Here is a 25,488-nt window from a genome sequence, read left to right on the forward strand (position 1 = left end):
TGGAACGGCCGCTGCCAGTTGTCCTGGAATTCCTTCAGCCCGGTCTTGGTGCCGCAGCCCTGATTGCCCATCCAGCGGAACCCCTGCGCGAAGAACTCACCGATATCGTCGATGCGGTGGTCGTTCAGGCCATCCACCATGCCCTCGATCACCCGGCGGGTCTCGTCGGTCCTGGTCATGTCGGTGTCGCGGGTCAGAACCGCCTGTTCGGGTCGTGTGCCTTGCATCTCTCTTTTCCTTTCCAAAAATCCATCGGTTGTTTCATGTTTCGGGAAACATCCGATGGGTCAGGAAATCGCGCGGCAGCCGGTTGAGGGCCGGGTGGCGCGAGACGGCACCGTGGCGCGCCTGCGAACTCATCCTTTCACCGCCCCGGCGGTCAGGCCGCTGACGATCTGGCGCTGGAAGATCATGACCAGCAGGAACAGCGGCGCGGTGATCGACACGGCGGCGGCCACGGCGACCACCTGATCCGTCGTTGTCGTCTCGCGGTTGAACATGCCGGCGATGGCCGGAACCATGGTCTGGTTCTGCGCGTCCAGCAGCAGCGAGGTCACGAGGAAGTCATTGTAGGCCAGCAGAAAGCTGAACAGCCCGGTGGTGATCACCCCCGGCCACATCACCGGCATGATGACGCGGCGAAAGGCCTGAAAGTGATTGCAGCCGTCGACGCGCGCCGCCTCGTCCAGTTCCGACGGGATGTTCTGAAAGAAGCTGCGCAGCATCCAGATGGTGAACGGCTGGTTGATCGCCACAAGCACTGCAATCACCGCCCAGGGCTTGCCATACAGGGTCGGCGCGTTGTCCCCGAGGATCGGCGACAGCCACTCGGCCGAGTTGATGAAGACCGGCAGATAGCCCGCCACCAGCACCGAATGCGGCAGGGCGCGAAAGATCAGCGCGACAATCAGGATCCAGAAGGCCAGCGCCGAGCCGGACCGGGCCAGCCCGTAGCCCGCCAGCGTGCCGACGGTCAGCGAGACCGTCACCACCCCCACCGTCACCACCAGCGAGTTCTTGAAGTTGTTGGAAAAGCCGCGATCCACCCAGACGGTCTGGTAATGCTCAGTGGTCAGCCCGATCACGTCGCGGCCCAGCGGTCCCAGCACCGGGTTCAGCGCGCCTGTCAGTGCAGGCAGGACGCCGAAAAACACCGCCAGAAAACCGACCGCCAGAACAAGGACGCCCACACCCCAGCCGATCCACTGGCCACCCTGGGGGCTGTAGCTGCGGACCATGCCGGGCAGGACCTTGGCGGCCAGACGGTAGGTCCCCCAGAGCACCGCAATGCCCATCAGGATGTCAAAGACCGACAGACCGTTCCCGCGCGCCCGCGTTTCCGGGCCAAAGATCACGTTCAGCGGGTTGGCGTCAAAGGCATCGACCGGGGTCTTGAAGCTCATGACCGCGATCCAGAAGATCGGGAAGGCGGCGATCAGGCACCACAGGGCGAGGAAGCCGGACGAGGTGAGTTTCAGGCCCAGAGGCTGACGCATGGCACGGGTGGACATCTCAGTGACCTCCGGAGTGGTCGCGCCATGTGCGGCGCAGGAGCGGGACAAGCAGGATCGCGATCCCGATCATGGTGAGCATGGCGCTGGCCGAGGCGCGGCTGATCGAGCGGTTGCCGGCCTGATCGGGCACAAGGAAATCATAGGTCAGCCATTGCAGAGAAATCACGTGGCCCTGGCTGGAAAAGCCGACGACCTCTTCGAACACGCGGTAACTGTCCATCAGGTGGATCATCGACACGAAGACGATCAGCGGCATCAGATGCGGGATCACGATATAGCGCAGGCGTTGCCAGCGTGACGCCCCGTCGATCACCGCGCTTTCAAGGCTGTCGCTGTTCACGGTCTGAAGTCCTGCGTAAAACACGATGGCCGCAAAGGGCGCGACGTGCCAGACGCGGTAGAACATCATCAGCACCTCGATGGTCCAGGCCTGTGCGAACATGGCGATATCGCGCGACAGCCAGTATTCCAGACCGGCGGTCAGGATGCCGTCACCGCGAAACAGCCAGTTGATCGACAGCGCCCCAATCACCGGCGTGATGATGAAGGGCAGCAAAGAGACAAAGATCACCGGCCCGCGCACCGCCTTGGAGGCCCCGTTGATCATGACAGCGATGGCCAGCCCCGCGACAATCACGATGGGCAGGGTGATCAGGGTGAAGGTGAGGGTAAAGCGCAGCGCCTTCCAGAAGTCGATGGACTGAAAGGCCCGCCAACTGCCCTGGCTCAGCGCGTCCCATGCGCGCTCCAGCTCCAGCACGTTGCGATAGCTTTGCAGGCCGACGAACTTTGTCTGGTGGATGATCTTGCCATCTTCGCCCAGTTTGGGGATCGACTTTTCCTCGGTCACGCAGGTCTGGGTCAGGAAACCGGGGGTGCAGGTCTCTGTCGTGACGGTCTCATAGATCGGCTGGGTGACATAGAAACTTTGGGAAAAGACGCTGATCAGCGGGAAGGCGATGAACAGCATCATCATGAAGACGGATGGCCCGACGAAGGCGGCAAATGTCCTGAAGTTCATGGCTCTACCTTTCAGAGGGGCCGACAGAGTGGCATCGGGGGAGGGTGGCGAAGGAGAGGGGGCCCCCTCTCCTTCGCGATGGCGGATTACTTGACCAGCCCGGCCTCTTTGGCGGCGGTGATATAGGCCGCTTCGATGTCGGCCAGCGTGGTCTGCGCGTCCTTGGCGCCGGTCAGATAAGCGGACAGACCATTGCCCAGTTCGGTGTGCATGATGCCCATCGGACCGGAGGCCGGGTAAGGCGCGGCCCCCGCGGCGGCGGTTGCGGCGGCCCCGGCGGCCAGCTTGCCCGGCGTGTAGCCCGGCACCAGCCAGACGGCCGCGTCGTTGTTGGCCTTGACCATCTCCTCGTCGATGCCTTCCATCGCGAGGCGGAACGCGGCGTCGGCCTGTTCATCGGTCATGTTGGTGGCCAGAACGATGCCGTCCCACCACAGCGAGGACGCCGGGCGCGCCGAGCCCATCGGGGCGGCGGCCATCACGACCTTGCCCACCACCATGCTTTCGGCGGCATCGTCCATGGCAGCCGCGCGGCTGGCCCAGAGGTTGGCCATGGCGATCTTGCCCTGCTGGAACTGCTGCTGCACGTAGGTGGAGTCGGACACCAGATATTCCGGATCCATATACTCTGTCAGCGCCTTCAGGGTTTCGAGCGCGCGGACACCGGCCGGGTTGTTGATCGTGGGCAAGTTGCCTTCGCCTACAAACTGGCCGCCCTCGCCCAGATACATGTTGATGAATTCCTCACCAAGGTTCCAGCCGGTCTTGAAGGTGCCGCCCAGCGGGTAGTCGACAACGCCCGCTTCCTTGATCTTGGCCGCAGCCTCCAGCACCTCTGCGTAGGTGGTGGGCACGGCGATGCCGAGATCGGTCAGGATGTCCTCGCGGTACATCAGGTGTTGTGCGTTGACCATCATGGCCACGGCGTAGGTGGTGCCATCGACCTTGATCAGTTGGTTCGGCGTCAGGTTCTGACCGTATTTGGCCACCAGATCGTCCAGCGGACGGATCGTGCCCGCGTTCAGCAGCGGGATCATGGTGGCGTTGGCGACGCCGCCAATCTGATAAAGGGCGGGATCGGCGGCAAAGGCCTCTGGCTGCTTTTCGCGAAATTCCTGATCCAGCGAGGCCGAGAATTCGCCGCATTCGGCCATGGCGTCGGTCACGGCTTTCCACGCCTCGAACCCGGCGGACAGCGATTTGATCGGCACGGTGTTTTCAAAGCCGCATTCGGCCCCGGCCACGGTCGCGGCAGCGGACATGGCCGCGGACATGGCGCCGGCCAGCAAGATGGTCTTGAGTTTCATGTTCTTCTCTCCCTGTGGATCCGGTCCGCCGTCGACGATCGGACCGATTGTCTGCCCTTTCGGGCGATCTGTCGGGGTCACTCCCCGATCCGCTCACCGCTTCCAGCTTCGAAGAAGTGACAGATTTCCTTGGGCACCGAGATCGAGATCGTATCAGCAATCTCGGCGCGGAACGTCTTGTCGGCCTTGACGCTGACCAGCGCGCCGCCGATGCGTACCGACACCATCGTCGCGTCGCCCAACAGTTCCAGCGTGTAGATCGGTGCGGTGATCTGGCCCGTTGGCGCGATCCCCGCATCTTCGGCCCGAAAGCCCAGCGTCACCGGCCCGTCCGGCAGGCCGACGCCCTCGATCCGGGTGTGCTGGGCGACAAAGGCGCCGTTTTCGATCTTGCCGTCGATCAGGTTCATGGCAGGTGAGCCGATGAACCCCGCGACAAAGGTGTTGGCCGGCTTGTCATAGATCTCGGTCGGGCTGCCGACCTGCTGGACGATGCCCTTTTTCATCACGACGACGCGGTCCGCCAGCGTCATCGCCTCGATCTGGTCATGGGTGACATAGATCGTGGTCACGGCCAGTTCGTGGCTGAGGTTCTTGATCTGCGCCCGTGTCGAGACGCGCAGCTTGGCGTCGAGGTTCGACAGCGGCTCATCCATCAGAAAGACGTTGGGTTCGCGCACGATGGCACGGGCCAGCGCCACCCGCTGCCGCTGCCCACCGGACAGCTCGGCGGGTTTGCGGTGCAGGAATTCGTCCAGTTCAACCATCGCGGAGGCGCGGCGCACCTTTTCATCGTGGGTCGAAGGATCAATTCCCCGCACCTTCAGCGGAAAGCGGATGTTCTCATAGACGTTCATGTTGGGGTACAGCGCGTAGCTCTGGAACACCATGGCCACGTCGCGGTCCTTGGGCTCAAGGTCATTGACGACCTTGCCGTCGATCAGGATGTCGCCGTCGGTGACGTCCTCAAGCCCCGCGATCATCCGCATCGTCGTGGTCTTGCCACAGCCCGACGGGCCCAGCAGAACAAGGAACTCCCGGTCGGATATCGTAAGGTCAAAGTTCTTGACGCCCACGAAGCTCCCCCACCGTTTCCCCACGTTTCGAAGCTGGATTTCGGCCATCGTTCCCTCCTGGGAATCAAATTTGCATACGCTTGCAAAATTGATAGACTCTCGGAAACGCATCTGGCAACATATTTCTGCATACGCTTGCAAAATGACGGACAACCGCCCGAAATGCAGGCACAAAAATCCGAACCAAAAAGTGACCAAGCGATGACAGACGTGGATTTCCAGAGTGAAAAGCAGGTGGTGCGCGACTATTACAGCGCGCTCGACACCGCGACGGAGGCGGACCTGCCGGCCGTCATGGCGCGCTATTGCGCGCCCGATCTGCTATGGCGCGGCTTTCATCCCTTCGGTGAACTCCATGGCCCCGACGCCGTGGCCGAGCAGTTCTGGCGCCCGCTGCGCCGGTCGCTGACCCGGATGCAGCGGCGGTTGGACATCTTCTTTGCGGGTCGGAATACGATCGAGGACACGGGCGGTGTTTGGGTGGCGTCCTGCGGACACCTGATGGGGCTGTTCGATGCGCCGTGGCTGGGCATCCCGCAGACCCAAAGGATGGCCTTTCTGCGCTACTGCGCCTTTCACCGCGTCGACGGCGGCACAATCACCGAAACGGCGATGTATTTCGATATCCCGCATTTGATGATGCAGGCCGGACTGGCCCCGTTTCCGCCCCAGACCGCCGCCCATCTGGTGCAGCCCGGTCCGATGACCCACGACGGTCTGCTGTATGACCCGCAAACGCCGCAGGTGGGCCAAGAGACGCTTCGGGTGATCGAAGCGATGATTTCCGACCTTGGCCAATGGCAGGGCGGGCTGCCACTGGAAGAGGAACTGGCCCGGACGTGGCACGACGACATGATCTGGTGGGGTCCTGCCGGGATCGGGGCCAGCTATACGATCGAACGCTATGCCAAACAGCATTCGGCACCGTTTCGCGCCGGGTTCACCAACCGGTCCAAGACCCGGCACCTCTGCCGCATGGCCGAGGGGCATTACGGCGGCTTCTTCGGCTGGCCGAACTTCACCGCAGAGCCGACTGGCGGATTCATGGGCATGCCCGCCACCGGCAAGGCGGGAGAATTCCGGGTGATCGACATCTATCGCCGCGCGGGCGACAAGCTGGCCGAAAACTGGATCTACATCGACCTGCTGCACTTCTGGCAGATGCAGGGTGTTGACGTTCTTGCCCGAATGCGGGACGAAATTTGCGCCTGACCGCCGACGCAATCGCCACCGGGGGGGGCACATGAACCAACGGAGCCGGACACGACGGCATGTCGGCCCGTCGAGGCGATGAAATGCGATGTGCCGGACACCTACAGGAGCCGCAGGATGCCTGACCTCGATACCATGAAGCGCGACACCATCGCCTTTTACGAGATGATGTTCAACGCGTGCCAACCCGCCGCCGCGATCGAGCGGTATGCGGGCGACGACTACATCCAGCACAATCCGCATGTCGCCAGCGGCAAACAGGGGTTCATCGACTATTTCGAACGCATGGCCGCCGAGTACCCCGGCAAACGGGTCGAGGTGAAACGGGCCTTTGCAGAGGGCGACCACGTCATATTGCATTGCCACCAGATCTGGCCCGGTGGACTGGAATACGCGGGCATCGACATCTTCCGGCACGATGCGGCAGGCAAGATCGTCGAGCATTGGGATGTCTTGCAGGAACTGCCAAAGTCCAGCGCAAACGAAAACGGGATGTTCTGACCGGTCGCCGGGCGAACCGCCGCAACCGGGCTGGGGCGGCCTGATGGTTGGCCGGTGTTGCCAAGGCGTCCGACGCCATCACCGGCGCATCGCGCGCCACGATCCGGCCCCGCCGGGGCCAGGCGTTCGGGCCATGCTGGCCCTCGACCGGCGCAGGGCATTCGTGGGTCTGCCGCTGCCCTGAGCCACCGAACCGATCCCCCCTCAGACCGAACTCAACAAGATCGAGGTTTCGCTGTTGGTGATCCCCGGAATGCCGCGCACGTCGCGCAGCACCCGGTCGAAATCCGCCAGACTCTCGGCGCTGAGTTCCGCCACCAGATCCCATTTGCCATTGGTCGAATGCAATTGACGCAGGGCCGCGATCCCCCGCAGGCTGCGGATCACGCGGGTGGTGGACTGGCCCGACACCTCGATCATCATGATGGCGCGCACCACATCCGGGCCGTATTCCTCACGCGCGCGGATGGTAAAGCCCAGCACAGCGCCGCTGTCGATCAGGCGATCCAGCCGGTTCTGCACCGTCGCCCGCGTGACACCCAGCACTGTGGCCAGTTTGGACACCGGCGCGCGCCCGTCCTCGCGCAGGATGGCGATCAGCCGTTTATCAAGGTCATCAAAGAGCTGCATATCATTTTGCGCTATTGTGTTTATCAAATTGCATAAAGTTAGGAGGCAAAAACATCAACAAGACAATGCAAATCGGCAAGCGCGCCCTCTAGCCTGCCCTCAGCTTCACGTTGCCTTCGCCTGCAAGAATGGACCCCACGCCATGCCGAAATCTTCGCTCCAAGCGCCCGGATCGGTTGTCATGATCCGGCCCCACCATTTTACCCCAAACGCGCAAACGGCGCGCGACAACCACTTTCAGTCGCAGCCTGCGGAGCACGACGCGGAAACCGTTGCGCAGGCGGCCCATGACGAGGTCACACAGGCGGCAGAGGATTTGCGCCGCGCCGGCGTCCACGTCCACCTGTTCGAGGATACGGGCCGCGAAACGCCGGATTCGGTCTTTCCGAACAACTGGTTCTCCACCCATGCGGGGGGCCATGTGGCGGTTTATCCGATGTATTCGCCCAATCGCCGGGCCGAGCGTCGTCAGGACGTTCTGGACCTGCTCAAGCAGCAGTACCGCGTGCAGGACATCATTGATTATTCCGGGCTGGAACAGGACGGTCTGTTCCTCGAAGGCACCGGCGCGATGGTGATCGACCATCTGGAACGCGTCGCCTATGCCGCCCGCTCGCGCCGCACCAGCGAGATCCTGATGGAACGGTTTTGCACCCATTTCAACTATGAGCCCATCGTCTTTGACGCCGTCGATGCGGGCGGGCAGCCGATCTATCACACCAATGTCCTGATGTGCATCGGCACCGATTTCGCGCTGATCGGATTGGACACCATCCCCGATGTGGCCCGCCGCCGCGACGTGGCAGACCGTCTGCGCCGGGGCGGGCGTGACGTGATCGACCTCACCCATGACCAGATCGCCGCATTCGCCGGGAACGCAATAGAACTGCACGGGACGGATGGCCCCGTCCTTGCCCTGTCCTCTCGGGCGCGGAACGCCCTCGACGCGGGCCAGCGGGCGCGCCTTGAAACGCATGTCAGGCTAGTGCCACTCGATATTCCGACCATTGAATTGGCGGGCGGGTCGGTTCGCTGCATGATCGCGGGGCTGCACCTGAGCGCCCGACCGGCGGCTCAAGACACCAGAACAGGAGTGATGCAATGACCGATATCGTGCTTTTGGGAGCGCCCATCGAGGCCGGTGCCGGACGCCGTGGCTGCGCCATGGGACCGGCGGCCTACCGCACCGCCGGACTGGCCGAGGACCTGCGCGCACTTGGCCACACCGTGACCGACCTTGGCGACGCCGTGCCGGAGGACACCGGCCCCATCGACGCCCCCCATCCCCATCTCAAGGCGCTGCCGACCGTCGCGGGGTGGACCCGCAGCCTGCACCGCCACGCGCAGGATCTGGCGCGCGGACCGGCCTTGCCGATCTACATGGGCGGCGATCATGCCCTGTCCATGGGCACGGTCACGGGCCACGCCGCCGCCGCCGCGGACCTGGGCCGTCCGCAATTTGTGCTCTGGCTCGACGCCCACGCGGATTTCAACACGCTTGAATCCTCGCCCAGCGGCAATCTGCACGGCACGCCGCTGGCCTTTGCCTGCGGGCTGGAGGGGTTCGACTGTATGTTGGGCGGCCCCCTGCCCGCCAGCATCGACCCGCACAACGTCTGCATCATCGGGCTGCGCTCTGTGGACGGGGTCGAACGTGACCTGCTGCGCGCTTCGGACGTGACCGCCCATGACATGCGCGCCATCGACGAGCAAGGAATCGCGGCCCTGCTGAAGGAATTCCTTGACCGCGTCGCCGCCGCCAATGGCCTGTTGCACGTCAGCCTTGACGTGGATTTCATCGACCCCGAGATCGCGCCCGCCGTCGGCACCACCGTTCCCGGCGGGGCGACCTTTCGAGAGGCGCATCTGGCGATGGAGATCCTGCACGACAGCGGGCTTGTCACCTCGCTCGACCTTGTCGAACTGAACCCCTTTCTGGATATCCGCGGCCTCACCGCCCGGCTGATGCTGGACCTGACTGCCAGCCTGTTCGGTCGGCAAGTGCTTGACCGCCCCACCCGCAGCTATTGAAAGACTGACCATGTCCCCCCTGCCCTCTGAACTGGCCTATGTGCCGTTTGTCTCTGTCGAGAACATGATGCGCCTTGTGCATCACCTTGGGATCGAAACGGTCCTGACCGACCTCGCCTCCCGGATCGAGGCCGACTTTCGCCGCTGGGAGCTGTTCGACAAGACGCCGCGCGTCGCGTCGCATTCCGACGTCGGCGTGATCGAACTGATGCCGACCTCGGACGGTGAGATGTACGGGTTCAAATACGTCAACGGCCACCCCAAGAACATGAAGGACGGGTTGCAGACCGTGACCGCCTTTGGCCTCTTGGCGGATGTCGATACCGGCTATCCCAAGCTGCTGAGCGAGATGACCCTGCTGACCGCGCTGCGCACGGCGGCAACCTCTGCCATGGCGGCGAAACATCTGGCCCCAAAGGGGGCCAAGACCATGGCCATGATCGGCAACGGCGCGCAATCGGAATTCCAGTGCATCGCCTTCAAGGCGATCTGCGACATCGACACCGTGCGCCTGTATGACATCGACCCGGCGGCGACGGACCGCTGCGCGGCCAACCTTGCCCAGCGCGGTCTGACGGTTGTGGCCTGCCGCAGCGCCGAAGAGGCGCTGGAGGGGGCCGATATCATCACCACCTGCACCGCCGACAAGCAATATGCCACCATCCTGACCGACAACATGGTCGGCTCGGGCGTGCACATCAACGCCATCGGCGGCGACTGCCCCGGCAAGACGGAACTGCACCGCGACATCCTGTTACGCTCGGAGATCTTTGTGGAGTACCCGCCGCAGACCCGTGTCGAGGGCGAGATTCAGCAGCTTGACCCCGACCACGCGGTGACAGAGCTGTGGCAGGTCATTTCCGGTCAGGTGCCGGGCCGGACGGCGGCGCGGCAGATCACCCTGTTCGACAGCGTCGGCTTTGCCATCGAGGATTTCAGCGCGCTGTCCTATGTTCTGGCCGCCATCGAGGGCACAGAGTTCTTCGCCAATCTGGACATGATCGCTGACCCCGACGACCCGCGCGACCTGTTCGGGATGCTCCAGCGGGCCAAGACCTGACCGGATCGGGAACGCGCGCTGGTCGCGTTCCCGTTTTGCGCGCCCCCCTTGGGCCGGGTGCGGGCGCGGGCGCTGGACATGCGACGGGTAATGTTTTGACCTGCGTTTCGGCCAAGCGTTGATGGCCGCGCCTGTCACAGGACAAAGTCGCCCGCCGTCAGACCGATCACCCCCGCCACCCGGATCTCGGCGTCTACCGTGCCGTCGCCATTGGTATCCAGTTGAACAATCGTCGACCCCGAGGGGGTTTCGAACAGCCGCAACTCGGCATTCCCCGAGGGCGCGAAGGCGCTGGTGCCACGGAACCCGATTGCGCCCGGCACCATCACCGCGACGTCGATCAGATCCACGCCCGTCTCGAAGTCGAGGATCTGGTCACGCAAGGCCCCAAGCCCTGCGTCGCCTGCCGAGGCAAAGACAAAAACATCCGCGTCGTTGCCCCCGGTCAGGACGTCCAGTCCGGGGCCACCTGCCAGCATGTCTTCGCCGTCTCCGCCACGCAGGACGTCATTGTCGGCACCGCCAAACAGGCGGTCCGATCCGGCACCGCCATCAATCGTGTCGTCTCCGCCCTCGCCCAAAAGGGAGTCGCTCCCGCCCTGCCCCACCAGTTGATCGTTCCCCGATCCGGCGCGCAGCGTGTCGTTCCCCGCCCCACCGCGCAGCAGGTCCGCGCCACCGCCGCTGCTCAGGACATTGGCCGCGCTATTGCCAAAGAGGTGATCGTTGCCCGCCCCCGAATTCACGTTCTGAATGCCGACCAGCACATCGTTGCCATGCCCCGTCGCCTGTGCCGCACTTGTACCGAGGTCGACCGTCGTGTCGATGGCCCCCTGAAAGACCGCCGTGTCGATGCCGCCACCGCCGTTGAAAACATCGTCACCGCCATCACCGCGCAGAAGATCGTTGCCTTCCCCACCCACCAATGAGTCGTTCCCGGCACCGCCCAACAGCACATCATTCCCGGCCCCTCCGTCCAGCCGGTTTGCCGCGCTGTTGCCCGCAAGATGGTCATTGCCACCCGCCGTGGTGACGTTCTCGACACCGGTCAGGGCATCATTGCCATGGCCAGTGGCCTGCGCCGTGGCGAGGTTGAGATTGACGGTTGTATCGGCGAGCCCCTGAAACACCGCCGTGTCCCGTCCGGACCCACCGTTCAGGACATCGTCGCCGCCGTCGCCGCGCAGCAGGTCGTTCCCGGCGGCACCTGTCAGTGTGTCGTTGCCCGCACCGCCCAGCAGAATATCGTTGCCACCGCCCGCGTTCAGCAGGTTCGGCGCGCTGTTGCCTGCCAGATGATCGTTGCCGCCGCCCGAGATGACGTTCTGGATGCCGACCAGCACGTCGTTGCCATGGCCGGTGGCCTGCGGTGCCATTGTTCCCAGATCGACCGTGGTGTCGATTGCGCCCTGAAAGGCCGCGGTATTGATCCCGCCGCCACCATTGAAGATATCGTCGCCGCCATCGCCGCGCAGCAGGTCGTTGTCGGCCCCACCGACAAGGCTGTCGTTGCCGCCGCCGCCAAATATCGTGTCGTCGCCGTCGAGACCTTCCAGAAGGTTGTGACCGGCGTTCCCAAGCAAAAGGTTGTGCCCGGCATTTCCGCGTCCCTGGTTGTCGGCGGTTCCGGTCAGGCGCAACTGTTCGACATGGTCTGCCTGGACGGACAGGTCGAAACTCACCGAGGCCTGCACCGCGTCAATCCCCTGGCCCGCGGTCTCGATCACCGTGTCCAGCGCATTGTCCACGATGTAGATGTCGTCGCCTTGCCCGCCGGTCATGGTGTCCCGACCACCGCCACCGTCGATGATCTGGCCTGCCGTGTCGCTGGGGCTCATCCGGATCACGTTGTTCAGGGCGTTGCCAAAGGCCCGTTGAACACCGTTCCCCAGAACGAGCGTTTCCACGTGGTCCGGAAGAAGAAAGTCATCAAGCGCCGTCGAAATCGTGTCGATGCCTTCGTCGGCAAGTTCGGTCACGATGTCGCCCGGATCGTCGACCGCGTAGAAATCGTTGTCGGCCCCTCCGCGCATGTCATCGGCGCCGGTCCCGCCAATAAGGGCATCGTCCCCTTCCCGCCCGATCAGCGTGTCATTGCCGCCCAGACCGTAGAGAATGGTGGCGAGATAGCCGCCGGACAGAATGTTGTCTTCCGAATTGCCGGTCAGAGTGACCTGACCGCCGCCAAACTGCGTAAGGTTCTGGATGCCGTTCGCCAGAGCCAGGTTGAACCTGCTGTCGGTGATGGCCCCGACGTTGAAAAGCAGGTTGTCGGACGTCACCGTGGCAAAGGCGCTGGACGGAATCGAGGTGGCCACATCGACCCGGACAGAGCCGCCGCCGGGAATCGGGCTGCCGCCGGGCGCGGCGTCGAACGCCGCCTGAAGGGTGTTGAACCGCCCCAGCGACGACAGGAACGGCGGCGTCCCGAACACCGACAGCCAGAGCGGGCTGTCAAGCAGGACAGAAACCGTCGCACTGCGGGTCACGCCACCGGCGCTGGCCGCAATCACAAGGTCGACGGTGCCGGCCAGCGCGGCGGGCTGCAAGTCACCTGAATCCGCGACACTGAGCACGCCGGTGGCCGGGTCGATGGCAAAGGCCGGGGTTCCGTCACCGTCGATGTTGGGATTGCCGCCTGCTATGCTGTAGGTGATGCCGCTGTCCTCGGAGCCGCCCGCGCCGTCCGTGGCCGCCACGTCCAGCACCAGCGTGCCGTTGACCGAACTGGACGGGAGGATGATCGTCTCGTTGCCGTCCAGCAGCGCGCCCTCGAACCGCAGGAGCGGCCCCTGCGCCTCAAAGGCACCGGCATCGGCGGTGCCCGCAAGCCCGGTGAAGATCGACACCGCCCGACCGTCTCCCCGCGCGTCATGCGGCAGGTTTTCCGCAAGGTCGTTGTCTCCGTCGAGGTCAAAGAAATCCTGCGGGATCGCGCTGGCCAGACCGGAATCCCGCGCCGTGCCCATGGTGTGGATGGCGACGGTCTGCACAGGCCCGCCATTGTCGGCCAATAGCCCGGTCAGCACCTCTTCACCGGCGAGGGTGAACCGGGCCAGACTGTTGAACGCGCTGCCCGCATCGACCCCGGTGACATTGTTCGCCACACCGACCAGCGCGGCTGCACCGCTGGACAGGACATTGCCGCCGAGGTTGAGGATGTCCGCCGGATCGCTTGCGTCGACGTCGCCCGCCGCGCCGTTGCCCAGCAGGATCGTGTTTCCGAAGGAGGTTGTGGCCCCGGTCTGAACGTAAATGGATTCACCGTCCGGGGCCGCGTTGCCGGTGAAGGTGCTGTTCAGGATCGTCGACGGGCCTGTAAGGGCCACGGCCCCCGCAAAGGCAAACCCGCCCCCCACGGCACTGTTCCCGTGCACCGTCGCATTGATGAAATCCGCCGCGCCGAACACACCCCCCGCGCCGCCCACCTCGACCGCGTCGACACGGTTGCCCGAAATTGTCGAGGACACGATGGTCGCCGGGGCATCCCCCAAGGCGATGCCGCCGCCAAAGGCATTGAGGCCGCGCACCGCGTTGTCCGACACGGTTGACTGGATCAGGGTGAGCGATCCGTCGATCGCGGCGTTTTCTATGGCCGCAAGAATATCGGCAAAGCCAAAGGCCGCGATTAGTCCGAAACCCTCGACAGCCTCTTCCCCCTCGGGCGCAGGCGTCGGCTCCCCTCCGCCGGTATTTTCATCGGCCTTGGAGGTTACAAAGATACCGCCCCCCAGTGCGTCGCCGGACGATCTGCCCGACACGACATTCCCTGTGACCGTCGACCGGGAAACGACAACCTCTCCGATTGCGAATATCCCGCCGCCACCGGCTATGGCACCGGATGCGAGGTTTCCGGAGACTTCGCTATCCGTCACGTTGAGAGAGGAGCCGACGATGTGGATGCCGCCCCCCGTGCCAAAGACCGCATTGCCGGCGATCCGGGATGACTGAATCGTCAGTGTATTCAATAAGCCGTCGTGCGCGATCCCGCCGCCTTGGCCAGCGTCGATGAAGTCCTGCGCAACGGTGTTTTCCAGAATCTCCGAGCCGGTGATTGTGGCGTCCCCGGCCAGTGACAGGCCGCCACCCTCGAAATCCGCCGAATTGTTCCGGACGGTGCTGTCGATCAGGTCCAACCCGTTGTTCGCGTGAACTCCGCCGCCGGAATGGCCCGACGTGTTGCCACTGATCGTGGACGCGGAGATCTGTCCAAAGGAAGTCAGATGCATCCCGCCACCATCAACGGCGGCATGGTTGCCAGTCACCACTGTCCCGGTCATCGAAAGGGCACCGCCGCCCAGCCTTACGCCGCCGCCATCGTCGCCCGCGACGTTGCCGGAGATGGTCGCGCCGTTCAGGAACACCGAGGTGGCCACAGCGAACACGCCGCCGCCATCCAGCCCCGTGGCGTTGCCCGAGATCGTGCTGTCGTTCACCGTCAGGGTTCCGCCACGAACACCAATCCCTCCCCCGGACCGATCGGCCTTGTTGCCGCTGATGAGGCTGTCCGCGATCACGACGTCGGTGATCCCGTCTCCGCTGACGGCACCGCCTTCGGCCGCGACGCCGCCGGTCAGCACAAGGTGTGACAGGGTGAGGGCCGCCGCACTGCCCGAAACCGCGAAAATGCCGGAATTGTCGCCGAAATTCTGGTTACCGAACGCATCGGTGAGTGTATGGCCAAGGCCGCCGGTCAGGGTCAGGTCGTCGCCGTTGGCATCGCCGGTGATGACGATGTCGGCCTGCCCGTCGCCACTCGTGTCGCCATCGATAGAGATCTCCGTGGTGATCGCCAATTCGCCGCTGGTCAGCCGCAGATCACCCGAAATGCCGCTCTGAAACACGATCTGGTCCGCGCCGGGGGACGCCTCGGCCTGTGAAATCGCGTCACGCAGGCTTCCGGCACCGGAATCGTTGAGATTGGAGACTGTGAAGATCGTCATGAAAAGGCCCTCTTGCCAAGCGAGTCACGAAAGACCCCGCTTGGAGATGGCCCCGGGCAACGGTGTTCCGCCTAAAAAGCCCCTGACCGTAACAGCCTGCCAAAACCGGTCAAGGTTCCACCGGCACATGCCGCCCGACCCCGACGGTCAGGATCATAGCGCGCATCAAAGCCAAAAGGCCGCCCGGCCTGCACGCCAGCGCCACGGATCGGTCGGCCCCAGGCCCGTGCCGAAAGGCCTGGGCACCAACCGGTGTTGGCATGTCCAAGCCCCGAATATATCAATGTCGCAGGCCTTACCTGCGCGGTGGCGTGAGGCGACGCCGCGCAGCGGGTCGAGAGTGTCACAAAACGAAGTCGCTCGCCGTCAGGCCGACAACATTCGCCACCCGTATCTCTGCGTCGATGGCACCGTTTCCATCCACATCGACCTGCACAATGGTCGAGCCGGTAGCGGTCTCAAACAGTCTCAGTTCCGGAGCGCCAGAAGAGGCGAAGGCCGCAGTTCCTCGGAAAGCGAAGACGCCTGCCACCATCCCCGAAACGTCGATCAGGTCCACGCCGCGCACGAAATCCATGACCTGGTCCCGCTGTGCCCCGATCCCCGCCTCGGCGGCAGTTTCGAACAGAAAGACATCGGCGTCCGCTTCCCCGGAGAGGTAATCAAGCCCGAGACCGCCAGAGATCGTGTCGTTTCCGATCCCGCCCCGGATCACATCCGTCCCGCTGCCGCCCACAAGCACGTCCGCCCCGCCATAGCCGTAGATGGAATCGTTGCCGCCATTGCCGGCCAGCACGTTGTTCTGGAAGTTTCCGGCCAGAAGATCGTTGCCCGACCCGGTCGCGGCATTCTCAAAGTTCAGGATCGTGTCGCCGTTGGCGATCGGATCGCCAACCACCGTGTTGTTCCAGATCCGGAGGGTCAGCCCCCCCGTGGCATTCGAATAATCCAGCGTGTCGCTGCCGCCGGGCGATCCGTCGAGCAATTCGGTCCCGATATTGCCGACCAGACGGTCGTCCCCGGTGCCCCCGATCAGCGTATCGTTGCCGCTGCCGCCATCCAGGGTATCGTTGCCCGCGCCGCCCTGTAGCCGGTCCGCATCCGCGCCGCCCAGAAGTCTGTCATCGTTCAGGCCGCCATCGAGCAGATCGAGGCCGTTGCCACCATACAGGATGTCCATCCCGCCATTGCCGAAGAGCGAGTCATTGCCATCGTTGCCGGACAGCACGTTGCCTTGGTGGTTGCCTGAAAGCAGATCCCCGCCCGCGCCGGTCGTCACATTCTCGAAATTCAGGATGGTGTCGCCACTGGCCAGGGGGTCAGCGGAGACAACCGTGTTATTCCAAAGCCTGACGTTCACAACACCGGTGGCATCGGAATAATCAAGGGTGTCGCTGCCGCCGGGCGAGCCGTCCAGTGAATCCGCCCCGAGCCCGCCGGATATCTCGTCGTCGCCGCCGCCTCCGGTGAGCGTATCGTTGCCAGCGTTGCCGAGAATCGTGTCATTGCCGCCAAGACCCGCAATGACATCCGCCGCAGCACCGCCGACCAGAAAATCCGGGCCATAGGTCGGCGTGGCCGGGTCCGCGGCAGGAAGCCCCTGAAACTCTTCATATGTCAGGTGACGCACACGTCTGTCCCCGGCACTGTCGACGTATTCGACAAGGATGGATGACGCCAGAAGATTGGTATTGTCGGGAAAGTAACCGTCGTAGAGAATCGAAACATCCAGTTCCAGATCGAGCCCCACATCGGTGGCCACCTGAACCTCGGGACCGATCCTTGTGCCGTTAATGTCAAAACGCTGCATCAGGATTTGCGGAACATTTGCCACCAGTTCGAACCAGACAACGACAACCTGGGAATCGCTGATCCGCGCGATCTGGGGGGCCACGGTTTCCACGCCGACACCCTGAATATCGGCAATATGGACGGAACTTGGATCTCGGTAGATGTAGTTAACGATCCGTCTTTCGTAATCGACAATGTGAATGCCGATCTCGCCCATCCCCCCCGCTGGGGTGGCGGTCGTGACAAGAACCCCGACCCGATAGAAATCCAAATCCTCGATATCCGCGACCGACATTTGCGGCGCGCCAGTCGCGCTGTCCATCAAAAGAACTTCTACGTTGCTGTAACTGGCACTTCCGTTATCGTTGTAGGACACTTCGAAATCGAAGAAATTGACGGTCTGTGTGCCTGCGCCATCCGGTGGATAGACGCCTATGGCAAAGACCCTGTCGGTTGTCGTGTCGTCGTCTTTCAAAAGATAAAAATCGACTTGGTCCGCCGGGACTCCGTTCTCCTGAAGCGATAGTACACCGGGGAGACTGCTTTTCAGAATAAACCGGTCGGAATAGAAAATCGACTGGACATGGGTTGATTGCCCGGCGGTGTGGTACTGTGAAAAAAGCGCCTCCACATCGTTGGTCCGGGTGCCCACCGGCAAAAGGAGATCGATGTTGGAGTTCACGCCCACAGGCGGTGACGGCACCAGCAAATGCACTTCGCCGGCGCTGTCCGCCTGATCCATTCGGACGAAGTAGGTATTGCCGGCGTCACTTTCGAGAATGATGAAGAGCACGCCATCGGGACCGTGCTGCAACCGCATGTCCGAGTAGGTCAGCGTTGTGGTTCCCGACAGGTTGGGGACTGTTCCTGCCACCGATTTTGCAAACGTGCCGAATTGCAGGAAACCTTCGAGGTCGAACCGGTCAATCCGAGCTGTGCGCAGCGTGTTGTCGCTGGCCAGTTCCGCCCAAAGAAACGTGCCGTCGCCCATGTCGATGAGATCGGTGGCGGTCACCGTCGTGGACGACCCCTCGGTGCCGATCACCGCGGTCGCGGACCCCGGCGTCAACCGCTTTTCTGCCGGGTGTGCGTGAAAAAACTGATAAGCGATATCGCTGTCGCCGCCGGGATCGGTTGTCATCCATGCGACAAGCGCGTTGCTGCCCAGTCCCGCTGCCTTCGAGGCCTCCTGCGGCCCGGCCAGAACGCTGTTGACGCCGAATGGCTGGCCGATGCGGATGCCATTGTTGGTGATGATTTGTCCGACGACCCCGGTCGATGGATCCGCGACCAGACCGCTTTCATCGGTCCAGGTCACGATAAACGCGTCATCGCCAAATGGTGCGACGGCCGGATCGCGTTGGGTCCCCGGTGTGAAATTCGCATTGACCAGAATTTCTCCGCCGATACGGATGCTTCCGCTCAGGAAGGGTTCATTCGGATCGTTCGGCGGAGGGTATTGAAAGACCTGTGCCCGGACGTCCCACCGCGCGTCTACGCCGCTGTCGAAACTGGCGTCCTGCCAGACCACAACAAAGCGGCCATCTCCAAGGCTCGAAATTTCCGGATTGCTCTGATTGTTGGCGTAGGTCGAGTTCACCACGATCTCGGAACCAACCTTTATTCCGTTCTGGTTGAAGATCTGCATCTTGATCGACATTTCGTCGGCCTGCGGATTGGTTCCGATGTCGTGCCAGGCAACAACGAAATAACCGTTCCCCAAATTGGCCGCCGCGCTGCCCGTCGCCAATCCGTAATTCAGGTTATTGAGCTGGAATGCGCCGGTGACAGTGGTGCCGTCGGCACCAAGGATGTTACCGTAGAGATTCCCGTCGAAGACCTGGAATGGATCGCCGGAACTCAAGAACGCGAGAGATTCGAAATTCGACCAGGCCAGAAGCGATCGACCGTTCCCCAGATCAATAAAAGTCGGCGCGGCCTGAGCTCCGCTGTTCACAGATTGACTGCTGACCTGCCAATCCCGCACCTGATCGCCCGAAGCGGAGAATTCAGCCCATTGTACGGCTGCGGCAGTATTACTGGCATTGACAAAGGTCGCCGCCATTCTGAATCCGCCATTGCCGAGCGGCGCAATTGCAAGCTCCCCGAATATGGTGTTTCCAAATGGAATGTCGTTGTAGTGAACACCTCCGATGGCGTCACCAGAAGCATTCACATATCTATGTGCGATCCGGCCACTATCCGCCTCGATCCAGGCAATAATATATCTGCCATCGCTCAGAGTTTCGACAACAGGGGAAATCTGTGTGCCGCTCGAATTGGAATGGGCGTCGACTTCCCCATCAATCTTGAAATACTCATCGCCGACGCGATAAAAATAGTCAGAGTTCTCCAAAAAAGTGAATGCCATCGGGTGGCCCCCTGAAAACCCATGAATAATGCACAATTTATCAAGATTGGTCAAGATTTGGGGCCGGGCCGTTCAGGGTCAGGATTCACACCCGGAATCTGACGACGGCGGCAAGCCGCAGGCTGATAGGCAGACCTCCGGGCATCTGTCGCAACGTGTTGCGACGCGCCGTCAGTCCTTGGGGTCGGCGACGCTGTTCCCGGTCCTGTGGCGCTCGCGGTAGCGGGTCGCACGAACCCCCCCGTCGGGTTCGGAAAACCCATGGCCAGCGCGGCGGCACGGTTGTGGACCCGAGTGACGTGATGCTCGTCGTCATCGCGGACCACGGCACGTTTCAGATCGGCCCAGCCTGGGGCGAAGAACTCGGCTTGCGGGCGAAGGCGCGATAGTCGGTGTTGACGAAGGGCAGCCCGAGCATGTCTGCGACACCATGAGAAGTCAGGGCATGTTTCCGGCCAAGATGATCTCATTGCAGGCTCGGATCTCCTCGAATTCGCGCTGATCACCGCCCATTTTTCCGATTCGTCCCGGAATAGACGGCGGCGAAAGGGCGGCGGCTTCCCTTTCGGCCTGATCGCACCGTTCGTGGCATGCGCGGATGAAAGCATCCGCGCCGATGACGGGCTTCAGCGCCGACCAGAGCGTTTGTAAAAGCGCGGCTTGTGGGCGAAAGCCATTGCGACAACGCCCATCCAGGGAACCCGAGGCTCGCCTTGGTCCGCTCGTAGACCTCCGCCAAATCCCCCGTTGCGGCCTATCCCGGTACCGCAGGAATGGCCGGGACCGGGTCCGGCTTCAGACGCGGCAGGTCAGGCATCGGAGACAACCTGGGGCAGGCTTTCGCTCCATTTCCTGAGTTCGTCGAGAAACCCGAGCGCCGTGCAGCCCAATTCGGTGATCTGGTACTGCACGGATACCGGCGCGGTATCCATGACTTCACGCGTCACGAGGCCCTGCTCTTCCAGTTGGCGCAGCCGTTCGGTGATCATCTTTTTCGAAGCACCACCGACCATGCGGGCAAGGTCGTTGAACCGGACCGGCCCGTCCTTGAGGTGCCACAGGATCGAACCGGTCCATTTGCCGCCGATGATCCGCATCCCGCGTTCGATGGCGCAGGGCTCGACACATGCGTCATGGACGTGTCTGCGACCTTTGGCATCTTCTTCGACTCTCGCATCCACGGCATGGGTCCTTTTCGCTTTACCAGGTTACTAAAAGTATACTGGTTGATCTTTGTTCCCTCTGCACCCAATTTCGTCCCGAGCGGGCCGCGTGTCAAGCCGCCCGGAATGAACAGACAAGGACGAAGACGTTGAGCAAGATCCTGATCCTGAACGGCGCCCAGCCGTACGCATTTGCACCCGGCGGGCTGAACGCGGCTCTCGCCAAGCGGGCGAAAGACCATCTGAAAGCGCAAGGCCACGAGGTGCGCATTACGACCGTGGCCGACGGTTATGACGTCGAGGCCGAGGTCGAAAGCCACCGCTGGGCCGACACCGTTATCATGCAGTTCCCGGTGAACTGGATGGGAGTGCCGTGGTCGTTCAAGAAATACATGGATGAGGTCTACACCGTCGGGATGGACGGTCGACTGACTGCGGGCGACGGGCGTACCGCCGAGGCGCCCAAGGCGAATTACGGCATGGGCGGCACGCTGACCGGCACGCGCTACCTGCTTTCGGCCACCTTCAACGCCCCAAGCGAAGCCTTCGACGACCCTGAAGAGCCTTTCTTCGAGGGCATGAGCGTCGACGATCTGCTGCGCCCCGTGCACCTGAACGCGAAATTCTTTGGCATGACGCCCCTGACGACCTTCTCGGCCCATGACGTGATGAAGAACCCGGACGTCGCGGCCGATCTCGCCCGGTTCGATGCCCATCTGGGTGCCGTTTTTGCCGAGGCCGAAAATGTCGCGGCCTGATATCGTCCTCTACACCGCCAACACGATGAACGGCTGGAAGCCGCTCATCTTCCTGCACGAGGCGGGGATCGACTATGAGTTGGTCAACGTGGATTTCTCGAAGAAAGAGCAGCACGCGCCCGACTACGTGAAACTGAACCCGAACGGCAAGATCCCCACGATCTGGGACCGGGCCGAGGAACGTGCGATCTTCGAAAGCGGCGCAATCCTGTGGCATCTGGCCGAGAAATACGGGCGCTTCCTGTCCTCCGATCCGGTGGAACGCTCAGAGACGCTGCAATGGCTGTTCTTTCAGGTCGGCCATATTGGTCCGATCATGGGGCAGGCCATGTACTTTCAGCGCATCGCCAAGCCCAATGGCGACGAAGTGCCCTATGCCATCAACCGCTACGTAACCGAAAGCCGCCGCTTGCTGGAAGTGCTGGACAAGCGGCTCAAGGGTCGCGATTGGCTTGTGGGTGGTGAGATGTCGATTGCCGACATCGCCACCTACCCTTGGGCACGCAGTTTTTTCTGGGCGACGGTGGAGGTTGAAGGGCTACATAACCTTCAAGCGTGGTTCGACCGGCTCGATGCGATGCCGAAGGTGCAGGAGGCCCTGCAATTGCCAGAGCCGCGCCCTTCGGCCTTCGGCAAGGGCGACATCATGGCGGCGGCGGCGGCCAATGCCGCCCGATTCAAGGAGTGAGGAGATGGGTATTCGCGTGGAAATCATTTCGGACGTGGTCTGTCCGTGGTGTGTAATCGGCTATAGCCAGTTGGCCAAGGCGTCTGAGGAAACAGGGATCGGCATCGACGTGCACTGGCACCCGTTCGAACTGAACCCGCAGATGAGCGAGGACGGCGAGAACCTGCGCGAACATCTCGCGGCGAAGTACGGTACAACCCCGGAGAACGCGCAAAGGGCGCGCGCTCGCCTGACCGCAATGGGCGCGGCGCTCGGGTTCGAGTTCAACTACGCCGACGACATGCGCATGGTGAATACCTTCCGCGCACACCAGCTGATCGACTGGGCAGGGGAGCAGGGGCACGCACATGTCGCGAACCTCGCACTCTTCCGCGCCTTCTTCACCCGGCGTGAGAACCTCAACGACATAAATGTGCTGGCGGATGTGGCGGGGGGCCTCGGCCTCAACCGCGATGCGGCGCAGGTCATGCTGGAGAGCGGAGAAAAGGCGCAAGACGTCCGTGACAAAGAACAGTTCTGGACCGCGCGCGGCATCAGCGGCGTCCCGGCGATGATCTTTGAACGCCAACATCTCGTGACCGGCGCTCAGGGTGAGGAAACCTACGGGCGCATCCTGCAAGATCTGGCGAAAATCGGCGCTGTGTGACGCGCATATTTCAGCGAGGAGACCATGAGCGAGGCACAAGTGATCCACAATCAAGGTCCGCCCAATTGCATGAACTGGGAAGATTGGCAGTACCCGACCCGACACCCGGTGAGGCGCGCATGTGGCACACGGCGGTGGGTGTGAACTATGCTGACACCCATCACCGTAACGGAATTTCTCATCCCCGGCCGGTCCCGCCCGACCCGGTGGACATCAGTCAGGATCTGGAAAGGCGGAGATCGCCGTTCATCACCCGACCGGCGATCATGCATTAGGTCGCCAATCGGTCGGATCTAGCGTGGACCGGTCGGGATCTGTTCAAGGCCATCGGCGAGGGCATTCTGGAAGCCAACATCACCTACGACGACCCGCTCAAGGACGCGGTCAAGGCACATGAGGCCATCGAATCCGGCAAGACACTGGGCGCACCGGTGCTGATCCTGTGAGCATCGCGCGCATCAGGGCGCTGCCCTACCCGATTGACAAGAGGCCGGATCCGAACAGCTAGGTTCGGGCCTTTTCAAATGCGGTCCAGGCAGCCTCAAACGCGTCGAAATCGAAGCCCGGCGCGCGGGCAGCCTCCAAAACGATGGCCTCGGTGCCCTGCATCCTGGTGATCGCCACGCCCAGCTCGGCAACGTAGTCTTGCGGGATCACCAGCGCCCCGTGGCGATCGGCGTGAACCAAATCGCCGTCAGCGATGGTCAAACCGAAGACCGTGACCGGTGTGCCAATCTCGCGCACGTGGACGAAAGCGTGGCTGGGTCCAATGGAGCCGGCGATGACCGGGAAACCCTTGGGCAAGTCGCCAAGGTCTCGCATCACGCCGTTGGTGAGCGCCCCCGCCAGACCAAAACCCTTGTGCACCGTGGCGTTGATCTCGCCCCAATAGGCGCCAACGGCATTCGCGCCGTCGATATCCTCGACCACCGCCAGAGCGGGCCGGGGTCCGCTCGCCATGTGGCGGTAGTAGTCCATCCGCCGCGCCTTAATCACCTCCGGCGCCTCCTCTGGCGGGGCGGCAGCGGCGATTTTCGCGGTGCGCGCAACACCGACGACAGCGCCTGCGTCCGGGTCGCTGCAAAGCATTGTTCCGCGTGTAAAGTGATCAAAGCCGCGCTTGCCCTCGACCACCTCGATGGCGTTGCAGACGGTGGGCGTGTCGACCTTGCGCAGAAGGTCCAAAAGATCGGGTGTCATGGTCTCTCCAGCCAGCGCTCAAGCGCCGCGTTTGTCTCATTCGGTTTTTTACAGGATTGTCATGTGGCCTGCGCCCTCGATGATCGCAAGTGTCGCGCCCGTCGGCAGACCGGCCATCAACTCGTGACGCGCCACGAGGCAGAGAGCGTCGTGCCGCCCGCACAGCACCAGCGCCGGTCGGTCGAAACCGCGCAAAGTGTCGCTCTGATCCGGGCGGTCACGCAGGGCCATGGACTGCCGGATGAAACCTCTGGCCCAAGGTCCAGCGCCATCTCCATGCAAAGATCCTACAACGCCTGTTTGCGCGGGCCATCCGCGAGGCAATTCGGCTTCATCTCGTCGCGCATGACCTTGGCCATGCGGCCCGCGCGGACCTTGTCGATCTGCGGGCCGCGCCGGGTCTTGACGGCGTCGGCCTCGGCCAAAGGGGTGGTGTCAAGCAGCGCGATGCGGTCGACACGTGCAGGCGTTTGCCGCTCGCCGTAGCGAACAATCCGTTGTTCGATTGTCTGGGGTGCCATGCGACTGCTCCTGTGTTTCAGTTGGGGTCAGAAGGTGAAAGACCCCTGCCCCGGTGGCCGCAGGTTCAGACGCCCTGCCCTTCGGCTGGAGAGAAAGCCGTGGCGACGGCACAGAACCCCGGAGGGCGTGGGCATCACAAGTCATCCGCCTTCAGAAGGATCTGCTTCCAGATCGCGGTTTCATTGAACAGGGTCCATTCGCGACGCAGTTTCGGCGCCCCGCCAACCACTGCGCCAAATTCGGCGTGGCGAATGCCAAGCACATAGACCTCTGCACCCGTTGGCGTACCCAAGGCCCCCCAGCCCTCATGCTTGCCATGCAAGCCCCTGTGAATGGCCGTGCGCGGTGGCATCATCGGATCCTCGCGCCCGTTCATGTGGTGGATGGTGAATGTGGCGTTGGAAAAGGCCGCGCGCAGCCCAATCCAGAACCGGTCCGCGCCATCAAAACGCAGCGTCTCCAACCCGCCGGGACCGGACAGGTTTGCGCCACGGTCGTAGGCCTCCGGGATCACGGTAAAATCCGCGCTCATGATCCGGGTCAGGATATCCGCGTGGCGTTGACCCCATGCCTTGTGGTTGCCCGACCCGGTGTAAGGGCCCCACAACGTCATTGGCGCGCGTCAGCGGCGGCACGCAAACGTCCGGCCCACCCTCTCGGGCGATGAGGTCGCGGGCGTAGTCCTCGGGCTGCGCGAGCAGCGCCTTGACGGTTTCCTCGACCATCAGCTTGGCGCGCTGGCGCAGGGTGGTCAGGTTGTATGACAGCCAAGCCGACAGCGGCACGTCGTCAATTCCTACAACGGAAACGTTGCCGGGGATGCTCAGACCCAATTCGTGACGGATCACATCCACAGCGACGAAGGCCATGTGGTCGTTGGTGACGAACAGCGCGTCAGGGCGGCGATCAGCAGGCACGCCGAACAGGTCGATGCCGACGCGGCCGAAAAGCTGGCGCTTGGCCTCGGCGACAAAGGCGTTGCCGGGGCCGACCAGCATGTGAACCGGGTCGATGGTCTCTGTCCCGATGGCCATGGCGCCCACCGCCTGAATGC

At 62.9% G+C, this 25,488-nt stretch carries 21 protein-coding genes and 1 pseudogene; 8 read left to right on the forward strand and 14 right to left on the reverse strand.

Going from position 1 to position 25,488, the window contains the following annotated elements; all coding sequences use genetic code 11:
- From ACN0S5_RS22550 to ACN0S5_RS22570, 5 genes and pseudogenes are all read right to left on the reverse strand, one after another.
- A pseudogene (locus ACN0S5_RS22550) lies at positions 1-227 on the reverse strand (polyketide cyclase); the annotation flags it as partial.
- Positions 228-356: 129 nt separating this feature from the next.
- Positions 357-1,511, reverse strand: a complete 1,155-nt coding sequence (locus ACN0S5_RS22555) for a carbohydrate ABC transporter permease (RefSeq protein WP_417211425.1) — start codon at positions 1,509-1,511, stop codon at positions 357-359.
- A 1-nt stretch (position 1,512) separates the two neighbouring features.
- Positions 1,513-2,535: a carbohydrate ABC transporter permease gene (locus ACN0S5_RS22560; protein WP_417211427.1), complete on the reverse strand. Its 1,023-nt coding sequence runs from the start codon at positions 2,533-2,535 to the stop codon at positions 1,513-1,515.
- Between the two features lie 86 nt (positions 2,536-2,621).
- Positions 2,622-3,842, reverse strand: coding sequence for an ABC transporter substrate-binding protein (locus ACN0S5_RS22565; RefSeq protein ID WP_417211428.1), 1,221 nt, complete (start codon positions 3,840-3,842; stop codon positions 2,622-2,624).
- A 77-nt stretch (positions 3,843-3,919) separates the two neighbouring features.
- Positions 3,920-4,966 (reverse strand): ABC transporter ATP-binding protein, encoded by a 1,047-nt coding sequence (locus ACN0S5_RS22570; protein ID WP_417211430.1) that lies wholly within the window; start codon positions 4,964-4,966, stop codon positions 3,920-3,922.
- Positions 4,967-5,119: 153 nt separating this feature from the next.
- Between ACN0S5_RS22570 and ACN0S5_RS22575 the strand changes: the two genes are divergently transcribed.
- Together ACN0S5_RS22575 and ACN0S5_RS22580 are read left to right on the forward strand one after the other, a co-directional pair.
- The gene (locus ACN0S5_RS22575) at positions 5,120-6,130 is read left to right on the forward strand and encodes an ester cyclase (RefSeq protein ID WP_417211431.1); all 1,011 of its coding nucleotides are present in this window, start codon (positions 5,120-5,122) and stop codon (positions 6,128-6,130) included.
- A gap of 117 nt (positions 6,131-6,247) precedes the next feature.
- Entirely contained in the window at positions 6,248-6,631 is a 384-nt protein-coding gene (locus tag ACN0S5_RS22580) for a nuclear transport factor 2 family protein (RefSeq protein WP_417211432.1), read from the forward strand.
- A gap of 204 nt (positions 6,632-6,835) precedes the next feature.
- On the opposite strand, the gene ACN0S5_RS22585 is transcribed toward ACN0S5_RS22580, so the two are convergent.
- Positions 6,836-7,261 carry an Lrp/AsnC family transcriptional regulator gene (locus ACN0S5_RS22585; RefSeq protein WP_417211433.1) on the reverse strand — a complete coding sequence of 142 codons (426 nt, stop codon included), beginning with the start codon at positions 7,259-7,261 and terminating at the stop codon, positions 6,836-6,838.
- A 181-nt stretch (positions 7,262-7,442) separates the two neighbouring features.
- Here ACN0S5_RS22585 and ctlX point away from each other — a divergent pair, with 181 nt between their 5' ends.
- From ctlX to ACN0S5_RS22600, 3 genes are read left to right on the forward strand one after another with little or no spacing between them, the layout of a single operon-like run.
- Entirely contained in the window at positions 7,443-8,366 is a 924-nt protein-coding gene (gene ctlX / locus ACN0S5_RS22590) for a citrulline utilization hydrolase CtlX (protein WP_417211434.1), read from the forward strand.
- Positions 8,363-9,292, forward strand: a complete 930-nt coding sequence (gene rocF / locus ACN0S5_RS22595) for an arginase (RefSeq protein WP_417211435.1) — start codon at positions 8,363-8,365, stop codon at positions 9,290-9,292. The genes ctlX and rocF overlap by 4 nt, the downstream gene beginning before the upstream one ends.
- A gap of 10 nt (positions 9,293-9,302) precedes the next feature.
- Positions 9,303-10,352, forward strand: a complete 1,050-nt coding sequence (locus ACN0S5_RS22600) for an ornithine cyclodeaminase (RefSeq protein ID WP_417211436.1) — start codon at positions 9,303-9,305, stop codon at positions 10,350-10,352.
- A 134-nt stretch (positions 10,353-10,486) separates the two neighbouring features.
- Here ACN0S5_RS22600 and ACN0S5_RS22605 read toward each other — a convergent pair whose 3' ends face one another.
- The 3 genes from ACN0S5_RS22605 to ACN0S5_RS22615 all read right to left on the reverse strand — a co-directional run bounded on the left by ACN0S5_RS22605 (position 10,487) and on the right by ACN0S5_RS22615 (position 20,638).
- Positions 10,487-15,295, reverse strand: a complete 4,809-nt coding sequence (locus ACN0S5_RS22605; RefSeq protein WP_417211437.1) for a beta strand repeat-containing protein — start codon at positions 15,293-15,295, stop codon at positions 10,487-10,489.
- A 343-nt stretch (positions 15,296-15,638) separates the two neighbouring features.
- Entirely contained in the window at positions 15,639-19,457 is a 3,819-nt protein-coding gene (locus ACN0S5_RS22610; protein WP_417211439.1) for a calcium-binding protein, read from the reverse strand.
- Positions 19,458-20,266: 809 nt separating this feature from the next.
- Positions 20,267-20,638: a winged helix-turn-helix transcriptional regulator gene (locus ACN0S5_RS22615; RefSeq protein ID WP_417211440.1), complete on the reverse strand. Its 372-nt coding sequence runs from the start codon at positions 20,636-20,638 to the stop codon at positions 20,267-20,269.
- A gap of 131 nt (positions 20,639-20,769) precedes the next feature.
- On the opposite strand from ACN0S5_RS22615, the gene ACN0S5_RS22620 reads away from it, so the two are divergent.
- The 3 genes from ACN0S5_RS22620 to ACN0S5_RS22630 are packed head-to-tail and all read left to right on the forward strand — an operon-like array spanning position 20,770 to position 22,712.
- Entirely contained in the window at positions 20,770-21,378 is a 609-nt protein-coding gene (locus tag ACN0S5_RS22620; RefSeq protein ID WP_417211441.1) for an NAD(P)H-dependent oxidoreductase, read from the forward strand.
- Positions 21,365-22,066, forward strand: coding sequence for a glutathione S-transferase family protein (locus ACN0S5_RS22625; protein WP_417211442.1), 702 nt, complete (start codon positions 21,365-21,367; stop codon positions 22,064-22,066). Before ACN0S5_RS22620 ends, ACN0S5_RS22625 begins: the two co-directional genes overlap by 14 nt.
- A 4-nt stretch (positions 22,067-22,070) precedes the next feature.
- Positions 22,071-22,712, forward strand: a complete 642-nt coding sequence (locus ACN0S5_RS22630) for a DsbA family oxidoreductase (protein WP_417211443.1) — start codon at positions 22,071-22,073, stop codon at positions 22,710-22,712.
- A gap of 504 nt (positions 22,713-23,216) precedes the next feature.
- Here the strand turns inward: ACN0S5_RS22630 and ACN0S5_RS22635 are convergent.
- The 5 genes from ACN0S5_RS22635 to ACN0S5_RS22655 all read right to left on the reverse strand — a co-directional run.
- The gene (locus ACN0S5_RS22635) at positions 23,217-23,912 is read right to left on the reverse strand and encodes an RraA family protein (protein ID WP_417211445.1); all 696 of its coding nucleotides are present in this window, start codon (positions 23,910-23,912) and stop codon (positions 23,217-23,219) included.
- A 48-nt stretch (positions 23,913-23,960) separates the two neighbouring features.
- On the reverse strand, positions 23,961-24,143 hold the full coding sequence (locus ACN0S5_RS22640) for an alpha/beta fold hydrolase (protein WP_417211446.1): 183 nt from the start codon (positions 24,141-24,143) through the stop codon (positions 23,961-23,963).
- A gap of 56 nt (positions 24,144-24,199) precedes the next feature.
- Positions 24,200-24,433 (reverse strand): hypothetical protein, encoded by a 234-nt coding sequence (locus ACN0S5_RS22645; RefSeq protein ID WP_417211448.1) that lies wholly within the window; start codon positions 24,431-24,433, stop codon positions 24,200-24,202.
- Between the two features lie 134 nt (positions 24,434-24,567).
- Positions 24,568-24,948, reverse strand: coding sequence for a hypothetical protein (locus ACN0S5_RS22650; RefSeq protein ID WP_417211449.1), 381 nt, complete (start codon positions 24,946-24,948; stop codon positions 24,568-24,570).
- Positions 24,878-25,488: histidinol dehydrogenase (locus ACN0S5_RS22655; protein WP_417211451.1), on the reverse strand; the 611-nt coding region annotated here is incomplete at its 5' end. The genes ACN0S5_RS22650 and ACN0S5_RS22655, both read right to left, overlap by 71 nt.

The sequence above is a fragment of the Antarctobacter sp. genome (assembly GCF_048262615.1).
In the GTDB taxonomy this organism is placed as follows: Bacteria; Pseudomonadota; Alphaproteobacteria; order Rhodobacterales; family Rhodobacteraceae; genus Antarctobacter.

Excerpts from the sequence above, each read along its gene's own strand:
- ACN0S5_RS22555 (WP_417211425.1), bottom strand. The coding sequence starts at position 1,511 with ATGTCCACCCGTGCCATGCGTCAGCCTCTGGGCCTGAAACTCACCTCG.
- ACN0S5_RS22560 (WP_417211427.1), bottom strand. The coding sequence starts at position 2,535 with ATGAACTTCAGGACATTTGCCGCCTTCGTCGGGCCATCCGTCTTCATG.
- ACN0S5_RS22565 (WP_417211428.1), bottom strand. The coding sequence starts at position 3,842 with ATGAAACTCAAGACCATCTTGCTGGCCGGCGCCATGTCCGCGGCCATG.
- ACN0S5_RS22570 (WP_417211430.1), bottom strand. The coding sequence starts at position 4,966 with ATGGCCGAAATCCAGCTTCGAAACGTGGGGAAACGGTGGGGGAGCTTC.
- ACN0S5_RS22575 (WP_417211431.1), top strand. The coding sequence starts at position 5,120 with ATGACAGACGTGGATTTCCAGAGTGAAAAGCAGGTGGTGCGCGACTAT.
- ACN0S5_RS22580 (WP_417211432.1), top strand. The coding sequence starts at position 6,248 with ATGCCTGACCTCGATACCATGAAGCGCGACACCATCGCCTTTTACGAG.
- ACN0S5_RS22585 (WP_417211433.1), bottom strand. The coding sequence starts at position 7,261 with ATGCAGCTCTTTGATGACCTTGATAAACGGCTGATCGCCATCCTGCGC.
- ctlX (WP_417211434.1), top strand. The coding sequence starts at position 7,443 with ATGATCCGGCCCCACCATTTTACCCCAAACGCGCAAACGGCGCGCGAC.
- rocF (WP_417211435.1), top strand. The coding sequence starts at position 8,363 with ATGACCGATATCGTGCTTTTGGGAGCGCCCATCGAGGCCGGTGCCGGA.
- ACN0S5_RS22600 (WP_417211436.1), top strand. The coding sequence starts at position 9,303 with ATGTCCCCCCTGCCCTCTGAACTGGCCTATGTGCCGTTTGTCTCTGTC.
- ACN0S5_RS22605 (WP_417211437.1), bottom strand. The coding sequence starts at position 15,295 with ATGACGATCTTCACAGTCTCCAATCTCAACGATTCCGGTGCCGGAAGC.
- ACN0S5_RS22610 (WP_417211439.1), bottom strand. The coding sequence starts at position 19,457 with ATGGCATTCACTTTTTTGGAGAACTCTGACTATTTTTATCGCGTCGGC.
- ACN0S5_RS22625 (WP_417211442.1), top strand. The coding sequence starts at position 21,365 with ATGTCGCGGCCTGATATCGTCCTCTACACCGCCAACACGATGAACGGC.
- ACN0S5_RS22630 (WP_417211443.1), top strand. The coding sequence starts at position 22,071 with ATGGGTATTCGCGTGGAAATCATTTCGGACGTGGTCTGTCCGTGGTGT.
- ACN0S5_RS22635 (WP_417211445.1), bottom strand. The coding sequence starts at position 23,912 with ATGACACCCGATCTTTTGGACCTTCTGCGCAAGGTCGACACGCCCACC.
- ACN0S5_RS22640 (WP_417211446.1), bottom strand. The coding sequence starts at position 24,143 with ATGGCCCTGCGTGACCGCCCGGATCAGAGCGACACTTTGCGCGGTTTC.
- ACN0S5_RS22645 (WP_417211448.1), bottom strand. The coding sequence starts at position 24,433 with ATGGCACCCCAGACAATCGAACAACGGATTGTTCGCTACGGCGAGCGG.